Source organism: Aliirhizobium sp. YIM B11859 (assembly GCF_057163345.1).
Map to the genome: position 1 here is coordinate 961,353 of NZ_JBXHAY010000002.1, position 13,989 is coordinate 975,341.

The window sequence follows — 13,989 nt, forward strand, 5'->3', positions numbered from 1 at the left end:
GCGCCGTCAGTAACCGGCGGCGGCTGCGCGCGGCGAGGACGTGCCGGCGAGAACCGCCAGGATATCGTCCAGCAGGCTCGAGGCACCGAAGCGGAAGGTGGATGGCATGATCCAGTTCGGCCCCATGATGCTTTCGGCCAGTCTCAGATAGAGATCGGCATCGGCGACGGTGGAAACACCGCCCGCAGGTTTGAAGCCGACCCGCGCCTTCGATTCGCGGATCGCGCTCAGCATGATGTCTGCGGCTTCCAGCGTCGCATTGACCTGTACCTTGCCGGTCGAAGTCTTGATGAAGTCGGCACCTGCGGCAATGGCCAGTTCGGATGCGCGCTTGATGAGCGATCTATCCCGGATCTCGCCGGTTTCCAGAATGACCTTGAGGCAGGATTGTGGGCAGGCTGCACGGACGGCCTCGACCATGGCGGTGACGGCTGCTTCGTCGCCGGCGATGAAAGCCTTGTAGGGAATGACGAGATCGATCTCGTCTGTGCCTTCCTCGACCGCCTTGCGCGTCTCCGCGACGACATCGGCTACGGCAAGATCACCAGACGGGAAGTTGACGACGGTAGCGATACGGACCGGATGGCCGGCACCGAGGATCTGGCGCGCGTGGGCGACAAAACGCGGCCAGATGCAGATCGCCGCCGTGTTGCCATAAGGGGTCTGCGCCCTCAGGCACAGGTTCTCGATCGCGGCGTTGTCGCAATCATCACGCAGGTTCGTCAAGTCAAGAAGAGACAGGGCAAATGCCGCCGCCTCGCGCGGGCTATGCAGTTCCATGATGTTCTCCGCTTATGATTGAAGTTCAAGTTTTAGCGTTCAACCGATTAGAAGCAAGGCGCAGAACCCGGGTAAAATGGCGCATAAGCGCTATGCATCTGATAAGTCAGGCGTTGCCGGACAGCATTTCTCGCAGGATTGCGGCAAGACGCGCGCCCCCGATCGGCGCCATGTCCTTGGTTTCCTCGTGGCTGAGCTCGGCGCCGGTCATGCCCGCACCGTAGTTGGTCACGACCGAGGCGGCTGCAACCTTCAGCCCGAAATAGCGGGCGAGGATGACCTCCGGCACGGTTGACATGCCGACGGCATCGGCGCCGAGCGTGCGGGCCATGCGGATTTCCGCCGGCGTTTCGAAGCTCGGGCCGGAGAACCACATGTAGACACCGCCGAATAGCGGCACGCCGGCACGGATCGCCGCGTTGCGCATCGCGAGCGCCAGATCGGTGTCGTAGGCGCTCGTCATGCCGACGAAACGGCCGTCGCCATGTTCGCCGATCAGCGGGTTCATGCCGGAATAATTGATGTGATCGGTGATCTGCATGACGGAACCCGGCGGCATGTCCTGGCGCACCGAGCCGGCGGAATTGGTGAGGATCAGCGACTGCACCCCGATGCCCTTCAGGACCTGGATCGGGAACCGCATGGCGCGCGCATCGCCACGCTCGTAATAATGGGCGCGGCCAGACAGCATGATCACCGGCTCGCGCCCGAGATAACCGGCAACCAGTTCTGCCGCGTGGCCGGTGACGCCACTGACTGGAAAACCCTCAAGTTCGGCATAGGGGATGCGGATTTGATCGGTCATGCCGTCGACCAGCGATCCTAGTCCGGAGCCGAGCACGATCGCCACCCGCGGCACGAGGCCATCCAACCGTTCAACCAGCAGATCCGAGACAGTCGTCATCCGATCACATCCGTCTCGAAAGCGTAGGGAAGCAATTCGGCCATGGTGACGGTCTTCTGCACGCCGAGGTCATCACAAAGATAGATGCGTGTCTCGGCCGAGGCGAATTCCGAGATCTTCTGCCGGCAGCCGCCGCAAGGGGTGCAGAGCGGCAGCTTTTCGGCAATCACCGCCAGTTCGACGATCTTCTTTCCGCCGCCCATGACCATGGCGCCAATGGCCGTCGGCTCGGCACACCAGCCTTGAGGAAAGGACAGGTTTTCGATATTGGCGCCCAGATAGACCTTGCCGTCATCGGCCCTCAGTGCAACGCCGACCGGGAATTTGGAATAGGGCGCATGCGCCCTCTCCATGGCCTTGCGGGCCGCCTCGAACAATTCATGCGACATGGTCAGCGTTCCTTCGTGTAGGCGACACCGCCGGCCTTGGGCGGACGCGCCACGCCGATGAAGCCTGCAAGCAATATACAGGTGAGAATATAGGGCAGAGCCTGGAAGATCTGTACCGGCACCTCGCCGATGAGCGGCAGGGATTTGCCCTGCATGAAGTTTGCGAATGCATCAAGGAAACCGAACAACAGGCAGGCGAACATGACCGGCACCGGCTTCCACTTGGCGAAGATCAGCGCTGCCAGCGCGATATACCCTTTACCGGCGGACATGTTGTTGATGAAGGCGGCCGACTGGGCGATCGACAGATAGGTGCCGGCAAAACCTGCGAGAAAACCGGTGACGATCAGCGCCCGATAACGCAGCCAGGTGACGGAAATGCCCGCCGTATCGACGGCACCCGGATTTTCGCCGACGGCTCGAAGCCTCAGGCCGAAGCGGGTTCGATAGAGGATCCACCACGACAGCGGCACCATCAGGAAGGCGATATAAGTGAGAAGGTTATTGCCGGAGATGACATTTGCATAAAGCGGTCCGATGATCGGAACCTCGCGCATCATGTCCACGCCGGGCAGGATGATGGCGCCGAAGCGACCTTCAGCCGGCACCTGACCGGTGCGGCCGCCCTGGTTGAACCAGGCCTGACCGAGCACGATCGTCACGCCGGCGGCGACGAAATTGAGTGCGACGCCGGAGACGATCTGGTTGCCACGATTGGTGATAGAGGCAAAACCATGCAGCATCGAGAAGGCGATCGATATGGCGATGCCGGCACCGAGACCGGCCCAGGCATTGCCGGTCCAATAGGCGACGCAGGCTGCGGCAAAAGCCGATGCCAGCATCTTGCCTTCCAGCCCGATATCGAAAATGCCGGCGCGTTCGGAAAACAGCCCGGCAAGAGCGGTGAACAGGAGCGGGATCGAAAGGCGGATGGCCGAGCCGAGGATGCTGACGAAGGTATCGAAATATTCCATGGCCTATCTCCCCCTTGCCGTCTGGTAGAGCCTGACGATCCCCGGGCGCAGCATGTATTCCAGCGCGCCGGCAAACAGAATGACCATGCCCTGGATGACGACGATCATGTCACGGGTGATCGACGGCATGTCGAAGGACAGCTCTGCGCCGCCCTGATAGAGAATGCCGAACAGCAGTGCCGACAGCACGATGCCGGCCGGGTGGTTGCGGCCCATCAGCGATACCGCGATGCCGACGAAGCCGGCGCCGCCGACGAATTCGATCTGCAGGCGGCCGGAGGCGCCCATGACCGGGTTGAGCGCCATCATCCCGGCCAGACCGCCAGAGATCAGCATGGTGATCATGACGATCTTTCCATAACGGATGCCGGCATAACCGGCGGCGCTCGGGCTGACGCCGAGTGTGCGGATCTCGTAACCGAGCCTCGTGCGCCAGATAAGCACCCAGACCAGAAAACACATGATCAGCGCGATGAGGAAGGAGAAGTTGAGCGGTGCGGCACCCAGCTTGCCGCCGAACAGCTCGATCAGCCAGCTCAGTTTCGGCAATTGGCCGCCTGGGAGAAAGGTGCGGCTTTCCGGCGCCATCTTGCGCGGCACGATCAGCAGGCGCACCAGCACGTAGTTCAACAGCGACGAGATGATGAAGTTGAACATGATGGTGGTGATGACGATATGGCTGCCGCGATAGGCCTGCAGCCAGGCGGGGATGGCGGCAGCAGCCGCGCCGAACAAAGCCGCGCCGATGACCGCGAAAGGCATCGTCACATACCAGGGCACATAATGGTCGAGCGACAGCGCCACCAATGCAGCCCCCAGACCGCCGAGATAGGCCTGGCCTTCGGAGCCGATATTGAAAAGGCCGGCATGGACGGCGACCGCCACCGAGAGGCCGGTGAAGATGAAGCTGGTCGTGTAGAACAGGGTGAAGCCGATGCCTTCGCCGCGGCCGAGCGCGCCGACCAGCAGCAGTTTCAGCGCTTCGAACGGATTTTCGCCGATCGCCCAGACGACCAGGCCGGAAAAGAAGAAGGCGAGCACCAGATTGAGAAGCGGGATGACGCCGTAATTGATCCAGGCGGGCAAGGGAACTGAAGCCGTGCTCATCTTGCGCCTCCCGCCCGTTCGGCGACAACCCGACCGGGGATGATCCACCCATGCTTCATTGCAGACTCCAGAACCGAATTTCCATCAGGCATCGTCACGCGGCGATCCCCGCCATCATCAGGCCGATCGACCCTTCATCGGCATCCGCCGGCTTTTCGCCGACGATCCTGCCGGCAAACATCACGAGAATCCGGTCCGAGAGCGATCGGATCTCGTCCAGCTCGACCGAGACCAGCAACACGGCCTTACCGGCATCGCGCATTTCGATGATGCGGCGGTGGATGAATTCAATCGCGCCGATATCGACACCGCGTGTCGGCTGACCGATCAGAAGCATTTTCGGATCGCGCTCGATCTCGCGGGCGACAACGATCTTCTGCTGGTTGCCGCCGGAAAAGTTTGCCGTCTTCAGCCGCGCATTTGGCGGGCGGATATCGTATTTGGCGATCTTTTCCTCGGCATCTTTGCGGATCGTTGCAGGGTCGAGCAGCATGCCGCGGCCATAACGCGGATCGCGATGGTAGCCGAGGATGGAATTTTCGTATTCCTCGAATTTCAGCACCAGACCCATATGGTGCCGGTCCTCGGGAATATGGGCGAGGCCGAGCCTGCGCAGCAGTGCCGGATCGGCCGCTTCAACCGGCTTTCCTTCGACGAGGATCTGACCGGATACGGGCTTGCGAATGCCGGCGATTGCTTCCAGGAGTTCCGACTGGCCGTTGCCTGCGACACCGGCAATACCGACGATCTCGCCTGCACGGACATCGAAGGAAACGTCGTCGACCATGGTGACGCCACGACCGTCTTTCACGGTCAGGTTCTTCACCGACAGGAGAACAGGGCCGGGATTGGCATCGTCCTTTTCGACACGCAGCAAAACGCGGCGGCCGACCATCAGTTCGGCAAGTTCGGCAACCGTGGTTTCGGCGGTCTTTCGGGTCGCCACCATCTCGCCGCGGCGCATGACCGACACCGTATCGGTGATCGCCATGATCTCGCGCAGCTTGTGGGTGATCAAGATGATCGTCTTGCCCTGATCGCGCAGGACCTGGAGGATGCGGAACAGGTGGTCCGCCTCGGCCGGCGTCAAAACACCGGTCGGCTCGTCGAGGATCAGGATATCGGCGCCGCGATAAAGCGCCTTCAAGATCTCGACGCGCTGCTGGCTGCCGACCGGCAGTTCCTCGATTACCGCATCGGGATCGACTTCGAGGCCATAATCCTTCTCGAGCCGCTTCAATTCCTTGCGCGCGCCGGCGACACCCTTGGCCAGAAGCTGGCCGCCCTCGGCGCCGAGCATGACGTTTTCGAGCACGGTGAAATTCTCGACCAGCATGAAATGCTGGTGGACCATGCCGATGCCGGCAGCGATCGCCGCCTGGCTGTCGCGGATTGTAACCGGCTTGCCCTGAATGCGGATCTCGCCTCCGTCGGCATGATAAAAACCATAGAGGATCGACATCAACGTCGACTTGCCGGCGCCATTTTCGCCGATAATGCCGTGGATGGACCCTTTGCCGACGGTGAGGTTGATATCCTTGTTGGCGTGGACTGCGCCGAATTTCTTGTCGATGCCGACAAGCTCGATCGCGGGCTCGTTTGCGGAAGACTGAAGGTTCAAAGGCTCGACCTTGCTCTCTTTATATATGCAAAAAGGGCGCATGGCGGAAACCGCCACACGCCCCTTCGACAGATAGCTTACATCGGGCAGGCGTTGTCCGACATGTAATCGTGCACCTTGACAGTGCCGGCGACAATATCGGCCTTGGCCTTGTCGACGGCTGCCTGCATTTCAGGGGTGATAAGCGACTTGTTGTTTTCGTCGATCGCAGCGGTTACGCCGTCTTCCTTGATACCGTTGGACTGGACGCCGGCGGTGAACTTGTCGGCAGCCGTATCCTTGTAGGCATTGTAGACGGCGAGATCGACGCGCTTGACCATCGAGGTCAATACCGAGCCCGGATGAAGGTGGTTCTGATTGCTGTCGACGCCGATCGAGAATTTCTTGTTGTCGGCAGCCGTCTGCAGCACGCCGAGGCCCGAAGCGCCGGCTGCCGCGTAGATAACATCCGCGCCCTGGTCGATCTGGTTTTTGGTCAGCTCACCGCCGCGAACCGGATCGTTCCAGGCAGCACCCGTCGTGCCGATCATGTTCTGGAAGACTTCAGCCTTGGCATTGGCAGCCTTTACTCCCTGGACATAACCGCAGCCGAACTTGCGGATCAGCGGGATATCCATGCCGCCGACGAAGCCGACCTTACCGGTCTTGGAGGCCATGCCGGCAAGGATGCCGGTGAGGTAAGAGCCTTCCTCTTCCTTGAATACGACCGAGCGGACGTTCGGCAGATCGACGACGGAATCGACGATCGCAAACTTGGTGTCAGGGAATTCGGCGGCGACCTTTTCCATCGCCGAAGTCCAGGCGAAGGAGACCGCAACAACGGGGTTGTATCCGCGGCTTGCGAAGTTGCGGATCGCCTGCTCGCCCTGCGTGTCGCTGGTCGGCTCGAAATCGCGGTAATCGGTGCCGGTTTCCTTCTTGTACATCTCGGCGCCGGCATAGGCGGCCTCGTTGAAGGATTTGTCGAATTTGCCGCCGGTACCGTAGACCAGCGCCGGCTTGATTTCAGCAGCCAGAGCCGTGGTCGACATCGCAGCCACGGCCAGAAGGCTCAAAAGGGTTTTCTTCATCATGCAGCCCTGTTTTTTAGTGTTTAGGTCCTCCCGCAAAGCTGTCAGTCAGACATCAAGCGGTCACCTGCCCCCCTCTTAGAAGGCTTGGCTGCAACTACTCTTGCATGTGCGCGGCAAAAATTCACCAGATTTTTTTCAACTGGTAAAAACGCCTATCCCTTTGGCAGCCTGCATGAATTTGGCCGCGGACCTGCATAAATCCGCGGCGCATGATGCGTTGCCGCCGGTGATCAGGCGACTTTATCGACCGGGCAGGACACACCGGTGCCCTTGAGGCCGCAATAGCCGGCAGGGTTCTTGGCGAGATACTGCTGGTGATAGTCCTCGGCATAATAGAAATCCGGGACGGGCGCGAGCTCGGTGGTGATCAGCGCATCACGGCCGGCACGCGCCAGCGCCGCCTGAAAAGCGTCAAGCGCATCACGGGCTTCAGTAGCCTGGCTTTCGCTCGTCGTGTAGATGACGGAACGATAGGTCGTGCCGATGTCATTGCCCTGGCGCATACCCTGGGTCGGATCGTGTTCCTCGAAGAACAGTTTCAGCAACCGGCGGTATGACACCGCTTTCGGATCGAAGACTATTTTTACGACTTCGGCGTGACCGGTTAGGCCCGTCGTCGTCTCGTGATAGGTCGGATTGGGGGTAAGCCCGCCGGCATAACCAACCGACGTCACGTAAACGCCCGGCAGTTTCCAGAACAGCCGCTCGGCGCCCCAGAAACAGCCCATGCCGAAATAGGCAGTATCGAAGCCATCCGGATAAGGGCCATCCAGCTGGCGGCCGCTAACGAAATGCAGATCCGCGGTGGGGATGGGGTTGGCCCGTCCCGGCAACGCTGTTTCGCTCGACGGCATGGCCGTCTTTTTGTTGAAGATCTCGCGCAGGAACATGCTCGCCTCCTCACTCCGCGACATGATTACCTTGGCGCTTGCCGCTCTCATGTGCATGCCTTTATGCCGCGACAAGGCATGCTGTCGGCCTTCACGTCGCCGGGACGCAGCATTCAGGCAGAGAACCGCCCGGCGAATGATTGCCTTTTGTAGCCGATCATCCAGAATATCAACGCCAGAATGAGGAACACACCGCAAGCCGGCTGTGCCAGGACAGGTGCCACAAAGGGACGCCAGATATCGGCACTTATATAGTCATTGGCGGACAGTTCTGCCAGTGTCAGGCTTGCGGGATCGAGACTGAGCCAGGCATTGCCGAGACTGGTAAGCACGACACCAGAGGAGGACACCGACTGGATGGAATCAAGCGTGCCGACAAGGATGGCTGCGACAAGCGCAACAAAACTAAAGGCATGTAACACTGCTCGAACGGCGTTCACTGCGCAGATCCCTTTTCCTCACCGGGAAAACATCGGGGGCGCTTCACGATCCCGGAAAATGACGTGCTGCGCTTCAACTCGCTGTTTTCCCGCTTATCGCCACGAAAACAGCCGAATGCCATTGCCGGACATGCCTTGATATTGCTCCGGAGAGGATAGCGAGCGAGCGGGCGATTGGCAACGCAGGCAAACTTTCCGGGACGATGTCAAAAAAGCTTCAGATTCGGGTTGATCCTTGAGAATTGATCGGTATATATCGCGACCGTTCCAACGCTTTGCTTCCGAGACGACGCAAAGCACTCAAAGGACAGGTGGCCGAGTGGTTTAAGGCGCACGCCTGGAACGCGTGTGTGCGTGAAAGCGTACCGTGGGTTCGAATCCCACCTTGTCCGCCATTTATCTTCTTAATATGATGATTTTGCTTGGTTTTTTATACAGCACATAAGCTGGCCCATCATTCAGCCCATCAGCCCTTTTTTTCGTGATTTTTATCTGTGCCGGGATTGTCATATCCGGGTGCAGTCGGATAAACCGCGTAACACGGGCTCGAAAGGTCCATGCGCAAGACGTGCTAAATCAATCTGTTCGCCGACAGGCGGAATAGGGTTTAGCATGAAAAGCGTTCCTCCTCGCCGGGCATTAAGCCTGGACGAACTCTCCCACAACAACAGCTATGCTGCGATGAAGGCTGGCCTTGGCGACGATACGGAGAATATCTCCGGTCGCATAGAGCCCCAGCACGCAAACACGCGCTCGACGAAGCGCATCTCTACCGGCTCCTCTCCGGATAACGCCAATATCAATGTCCCCAACAAGGCGTCTGCCTCCGCTTCGTTTGGCCCCTATCTGTCGGATAAGGAGGTCGCCCAGCGCTACGGAGTGAAAAAACAGACGATCTGGCGGTGGGCGAAGAAGTCGGAAACTTTTCCCAAGCCCATCAAATTCCAAGGGACCACGACGCGCTGGTGCCTCGCAGCGCTGATCGAATACGAGCGCCGCGAAAAGGAGGAATGCGCATGAGCGCGCCTCCGGTCAGACACCCTCGTCGCAACCTTCAGGACCCGCGCAAGGCAAAGGCAAACTATCTCTACACCAGCGCAAGTGTGATCAGCCATTATGAGATCTGCGCAAACACCCTTACGAACTGGGTGCAGCGTGGCTTGGTACACTACCAGTCCGGCCGCAAGCGCCTGTTCAAGGGTGAACATCTGAATGCCTTCCACCTGAATAGACTGAAGAATGCGAAGCGCGGACTGGAATTGCATGAGGTGTACTGCGTCACATGCAAAGACATCCATTCGCTTCTGGAGGCGAAAATTCACGCTGTCCCCTTTAAGGGAAGGATGTCGGTATCCACTCCGTGCCTCAAAAGGGCCTCGCCGGCCTACAAGTCCATGTCGATCGGCGATTACGAGGCTCTCCAGGTGCTCAGAAAACCAATCCTAGAACGAAGCCAGAAGACTAATAATGATTCCGGCTCCCCTTCTGCGATTGTGATTGAAGAGGTTTTTTCGGACGGCAATAGCAGAGCGCCGCATGCGGAACCGGCGCAGTCAGCAGTCCCACTGCCATCCAAGGCGATTCAGAGGGGTAACGCCGCCAAAGTGCACGTCATCGCCGTGCCCTCCGCTGCCGAAACCGCGAACGTTTTCGCAATCTACGAGTATCAGATGCTTGTGAAGGAAGCTCGTGGGCGTCATGACAAGACCGTCGACGCGATCCTTCGTCATATCTGGCAGTTTGTCGATCTGGCAGGAAAGGTTGACTTCCGCGAAGTCGACAAGGAAACGATCGCACTCTTTAAGTCGGCCTTCCAAGAGAAGAGTGTCAATGGCAAAGCGCGCGCCGCACAAACCGTGGTTCATGCATTCACTCACCTGAAGGGCTTCTTCGAGTGGCTCGCGGAGCAGCCTGGGTACGGGTGTGTGCCGTCGCATCTCCACGACTATTTCACGCCCCCGCGCCGGCTGGTAAATATCGCCAATGCGCCGAACACGAAGGAGTACCCCTCTCACGAGGAGATCGTTGCAGCGGTGGAATCAATGCCCGGCAACTCGTTCTTGGAGCGCCGAAATCGTGCGATGCTGGCATTCGCCTACCTATCCGGCGTTCGGGTCGGGGCACTCATCACCTTGCAGATAAAGCACGTTGATCTGACACTGAAAACGGTGGATCAACTGGCTGCCGAAGTCGATACCAAAAACAGCAAAACGATGCGTTCGGATTGGTTTCCGGTTGGAGAGATGTTCGAGGCAATCGTTTCCGACTGGATCACCGATTTGAGAGCACAGGGAGCCACCGGCGAGACACCTCTCTTCCCAAGAGGAGCACGTTACGCATTTGGCGCCAGAAACGGCTCCGGCTGGGAACCCCTGAAGGACGAAGGGACCGTTGGAAAGATCTTCGCCCGCGTTGCGGTCAACAGTGGCATCGACCATTTCACCCCGCATCGCGTACGCGACACGATCGGCTCGATGATCTTTCGCTGGGCTTCAAATCTGGAGGAAGCGAAGGCCCTCAGTCAGGGCATTGGGCATGACAACTTGAAGACGACGCTGGATCACTACGGAGCGATCAGCGAAGCGAGGCAGCACGAACTGTTCTCGGGAATTCGGGGCCGGAGCGAGCTGCAGTTTGGTATCAACACGCGCAGCCTTACCCCGAAAGCACGCGTGCAGCTTCAGCAAACCGTCGAAGAATTTATCGAGAAGATGATGGCGATGCTGAAGACGGAATAGGCTTAGAATCAGGCTAGCAGGCCTCTGTTTCGCTGTCCGCGCAGTTGGAGCGGCGGGGCAAAATCGAGAAAGGTGCGGCGGCGACACAGGTCGCCGTATCTCAAATCACAATTGTTGGATAAGCGGCGATTTACCGGGAACCACACACAGCCGAAGCGGCGTGAGCGCTCATCAATTGCGAGCTTGCCCCGTTCGACAGATCCACTGATCTACGATCATATCGGCTGGAATAAAGAGTGGAGAAAAATACGGGCCGCTCTGGAACGGGCCGGGCCCAGCGCGCCATCCGCCGAAGCGAACCCCCTTAATCCCAAGGGCCAGAACACAGATAATATAGGCGACAAGTTCGCCCACGTCCAATAGGCAGCGACGCCAATGCAGAACCGTGTGATCAGGCCACTTCGGCCGAGGGCGGCGTCGGCGCGGTGACCACCCTATTGGGCCGCCGCCTACTCTGAAAGAGCGGCTTGCATGCGGCGCCTCATCGAGGCGAGAAGCGCGAGGGCCCCTTCGAAATCAAGTTCTTCGTGATGCTCCGGATCAAAATAGCGGGGATAGAGGATGTAGGCCGCGGCGAAAATCTCCACTGGCGTGCGCCTCGCCGTCCGGCGATCACATCGCTGGCGATCGTCCGTTGCTCCCCAACCGGCATAAAATGGCATGCCCACGCAGGTCACCGGAATATCGCGTATCAGCGCTTCGAAACCAGATAGCGACGTGATCGTGTAGACGTGATCAACGGTCTTGAAGGCATCCGCGAGCGTTATGTCCTGCTCGAGGATCATAGCCAGATGGCCGACGTCGCGAGGGTTTGACTGGTATGGCCGTGTGCCGTGCAGCAGTTCGGGATGCGGCTTGTAGATAATCTGCGCACCCGGATTTTCATCGGCAGCAATATTCACGAGATCGTTGTTGTCGAGCCTCCGGTCGCAACCCTTCTCGATTGAGGCGTCACCCTCCACCTGCCCGACGACGAGGACACGTTTGCATGTTTTCGGGCCATATATAGCATCGATATCGACATCCTTCGACGTGTTGTATTTCGACAGCCTGGATGCAACCAATGCACCGATGCCGGCCTTTGCTCGTTCGATCAATTGAGGATCGGCATCAAAATCGTAGGTCTCGATGATGCGCTCAAGATCGGACTGCCTTGTCGCATCGAAATACATGGCTGAGCTATCAAAGCAGAGTGAAATGGGCGGAGCCCGCGTAGCCCCGAGCGCAATCGAGCGAAGGAAACCATCTTCGACCCTAGTGATCGGGATGGTATGCCGCTGACAGAAATCTTCGATGAAGGCGGGAATTTTGTAGCCCCAGACATAAACCTTCGAGCCTTTTCGCATCAGCATGAAGGGCGCGATCAGGAGATAGAACCGCAGTCTGCCGATATGCCTGTTGCGCCGGGCGACGTTTTCACCCACAAGCCAGTGCTTGATAAAGTGCTTCCAGGTGTTGAAGCCCAGCACATAAGAGCGTGGTTCGAGCCGTGGCATCGCCCGGGATAGAAATGATGCCAGCCATTTATGCAAATTCCCGCCCATAGCTGGTTCGTCTCATTTCCAAAAGAGAAAAGCAATTCAAGAAAAGGTCCGTTAGATCGCTGAACTAAGTGGATCAAGCCTTTGACCTCCAGCAGCCTTCCCAGTAATCGACTAGGGCAAAGCCAATTTGCTCCGTTAGAAACAGGAAGCCAGTGCGAAAGTAGCTAATATCTGATCACGCGCTGGACCGATCGCAACCAACCAAATAAACTAAACGTCCGCATAACACCGTGATAGCCGGCCTTTGAAGCCTTGGCTAGACGGCTACCGTGACCAAGAACGAGACGATAAAAATGCAAGCCGAAGAAATATTGAGGCGCATACTAACTGCATCGGAAGGTGACAGGGAGTTGGATATCGAGGTTGCACAATTTTTTGGATGGAAAAGCATTCCACTAATGAAGACGGACCCCGACACGGGCCTACCACGCCTAGGGGCCGCGTGGGCACCTCCTCATTCTGAAGAGCCGGCCCGCCTACCGCACTACACGACACGTATTCAAGCGGCTGCGGACTTACTATCAGAAATCGCGCCTAACGAAGAAGTAGGAGTGAGCTGGGAAGGTGGCGCAGCCTCTTCGAAGATCACCAACTGGAAACCAGTTAAAGCAAACACACCAGCGCTTGCCCTGTGTGCCAGCGCTCTAATTTTTCACGCTTTTTCTAGGCAGTCGCCCCCCCCAGCCTAGCCACTGGATCATGCGCGCCCCAAAATTTGGGAGTATTGATAATTGTGCGGCTCGGCGGTCGCCAAGCGCAACTCTATATCTTCGATCGACTTTTCTATCTCGGCGAAATCGATCCCTCTTAAATGGTTAATATCGAAGTCCCACCATTTTGTCGCTTGAAGACGCGAAGCTACATCTTCAGGAAATCGCTTCTTGATTTCCTTGGCCGGCAGTCCTCCGACAATGGAATAGGGCTCGACATCTCGGCTCACTACGGAGCCAGCACCAATGATCGCGCCATCACCGATTTCGACGCCCCTCAATATCGTGGCGTTAGCTCCGATCCAGACGTCATTTCCGATAGTCGGCGGCTTTTTTTGCTCTCCGCGCCGACCTCCCAGCCCACGGGTAATACCTAAGGCCCGATGAGCACCGAACACCACAGGATGAGTAGAAAACATATGGATCGGATGCTCACCGAGGCCAATAGTCACATTGGGCGCAATTGAGCAGAACCTTCCAATTGAACACTGCGCAACAAGACAGCCTTGCCCAAAAAAAGTGTAAGCACCGACCGAACAACTTCCAATAAATACAGCCTCAACATCGGCATAAATCGGATCTTCTACAGAAAGAACAACATCTCTTTTGATGCTACGCGGCGCAACTCTAATCATTACCGGTCCGTCTTTTCCATTCCCCCGAGCCACCCAGCTCAAATCATGGGGCGCATCTGAGTGACCTATCTAGGGCAAGTCAATCGCCTCGATGCTTGGCTGCGGATTTTATTGTAAAAAAGACCAAAAGAACGCGAGATCCAGCTCGGCTAGACATTAACTCATGCGCGATGACATGGTTGCT

Annotated in this window: 13 protein-coding genes and 1 tRNA gene; 3 read left to right on the plus strand and 11 right to left on the minus strand. The window is 58.0% G+C overall.

Translation table 11 applies throughout. The features are described from left to right. Positions 1–6: 6 nt before the first annotated feature. The 9 genes from deoC to AC2GXZ_RS10950 all read right to left on the minus strand — a co-directional run bounded on the left by deoC (position 7) and on the right by AC2GXZ_RS10950 (position 8,178). The gene (gene deoC, locus AC2GXZ_RS10910; RefSeq protein WP_483759163.1) at positions 7–780 is read right to left on the minus strand and encodes a deoxyribose-phosphate aldolase; all 774 of its coding nucleotides are present in this window, start codon (positions 778–780) and stop codon (positions 7–9) included. Positions 781–886: 106 nt separating this feature from the next. Beyond that, entirely contained in the window at positions 887–1,684 is a 798-nt protein-coding gene (locus AC2GXZ_RS10915) for a purine-nucleoside phosphorylase (protein WP_483759164.1), read from the minus strand. Continuing rightward, a complete protein-coding gene (locus AC2GXZ_RS10920) occupies positions 1,681–2,073 on the minus strand; it encodes a cytidine deaminase (RefSeq protein ID WP_483759165.1) in 393 nt (130 codons plus the stop codon). The genes AC2GXZ_RS10915 and AC2GXZ_RS10920 overlap by 4 nt, the downstream gene beginning before the upstream one ends. A gap of 2 nt (positions 2,074–2,075) precedes the next feature. Beyond that, positions 2,076–3,047, minus strand: coding sequence for an ABC transporter permease (locus AC2GXZ_RS10925; RefSeq protein WP_483759166.1), 972 nt, complete (start codon positions 3,045–3,047; stop codon positions 2,076–2,078). A 3-nt stretch (positions 3,048–3,050) separates the two neighbouring features. Continuing rightward, the gene (locus AC2GXZ_RS10930) at positions 3,051–4,154 is read right to left on the minus strand and encodes an ABC transporter permease (protein WP_483759167.1); all 1,104 of its coding nucleotides are present in this window, start codon (positions 4,152–4,154) and stop codon (positions 3,051–3,053) included. Between the two features lie 94 nt (positions 4,155–4,248). Continuing rightward, entirely contained in the window at positions 4,249–5,775 is a 1,527-nt protein-coding gene (locus AC2GXZ_RS10935; RefSeq protein ID WP_483759168.1) for an ABC transporter ATP-binding protein, read from the minus strand. 77 nt (positions 5,776–5,852) lie between these two features. Beyond that, positions 5,853–6,845 (minus strand): BMP family lipoprotein, encoded by a 993-nt coding sequence (locus AC2GXZ_RS10940; protein ID WP_483759169.1) that lies wholly within the window; start codon positions 6,843–6,845, stop codon positions 5,853–5,855. 233 nt (positions 6,846–7,078) lie between these two features. After that, entirely contained in the window at positions 7,079–7,738 is a 660-nt protein-coding gene (msrA, locus tag AC2GXZ_RS10945) for a peptide-methionine (S)-S-oxide reductase MsrA (protein WP_483759170.1), read from the minus strand. Positions 7,739–7,851: 113 nt separating this feature from the next. Next, positions 7,852–8,178: a hypothetical protein gene (locus AC2GXZ_RS10950; RefSeq protein WP_483759171.1), complete on the minus strand. Its 327-nt coding sequence runs from the start codon at positions 8,176–8,178 to the stop codon at positions 7,852–7,854. A 305-nt stretch (positions 8,179–8,483) separates the two neighbouring features. On the opposite strand from AC2GXZ_RS10950, the gene AC2GXZ_RS10955 reads away from it, so the two are divergent. The 3 genes from AC2GXZ_RS10955 (at position 8,484) to AC2GXZ_RS10965 (ending at position 10,916) form a co-directional block, all read left to right on the plus strand. Next, positions 8,484–8,573: transfer RNA gene (locus tag AC2GXZ_RS10955), tRNA-Ser, on the plus strand. Positions 8,574–8,790: 217 nt separating this feature from the next. After that, positions 8,791–9,198: a helix-turn-helix transcriptional regulator gene (locus AC2GXZ_RS10960; RefSeq protein WP_483759172.1), complete on the plus strand. Its 408-nt coding sequence runs from the start codon at positions 8,791–8,793 to the stop codon at positions 9,196–9,198. Then, positions 9,195–10,916: a tyrosine-type recombinase/integrase gene (locus tag AC2GXZ_RS10965; RefSeq protein ID WP_483759173.1), complete on the plus strand. Its 1,722-nt coding sequence runs from the start codon at positions 9,195–9,197 to the stop codon at positions 10,914–10,916. Before AC2GXZ_RS10960 ends, AC2GXZ_RS10965 begins: the two co-directional genes overlap by 4 nt. 449 nt (positions 10,917–11,365) lie before the next feature. On the opposite strand, the gene AC2GXZ_RS10970 is transcribed toward AC2GXZ_RS10965, so the two are convergent. Together AC2GXZ_RS10970 and AC2GXZ_RS10975 are read right to left on the minus strand one after the other, a co-directional pair. Further along, positions 11,366–12,412: a capsular polysaccharide export protein, LipB/KpsS family gene (locus AC2GXZ_RS10970; RefSeq protein WP_483759409.1), complete on the minus strand. Its 1,047-nt coding sequence runs from the start codon at positions 12,410–12,412 to the stop codon at positions 11,366–11,368. 745 nt (positions 12,413–13,157) lie between these two features. Next, positions 13,158–13,805, minus strand: coding sequence for a CatB-related O-acetyltransferase (locus AC2GXZ_RS10975; RefSeq protein ID WP_483759174.1), 648 nt, complete (start codon positions 13,803–13,805; stop codon positions 13,158–13,160). Between the last annotated feature and the right edge of the window lie 184 nt (positions 13,806–13,989).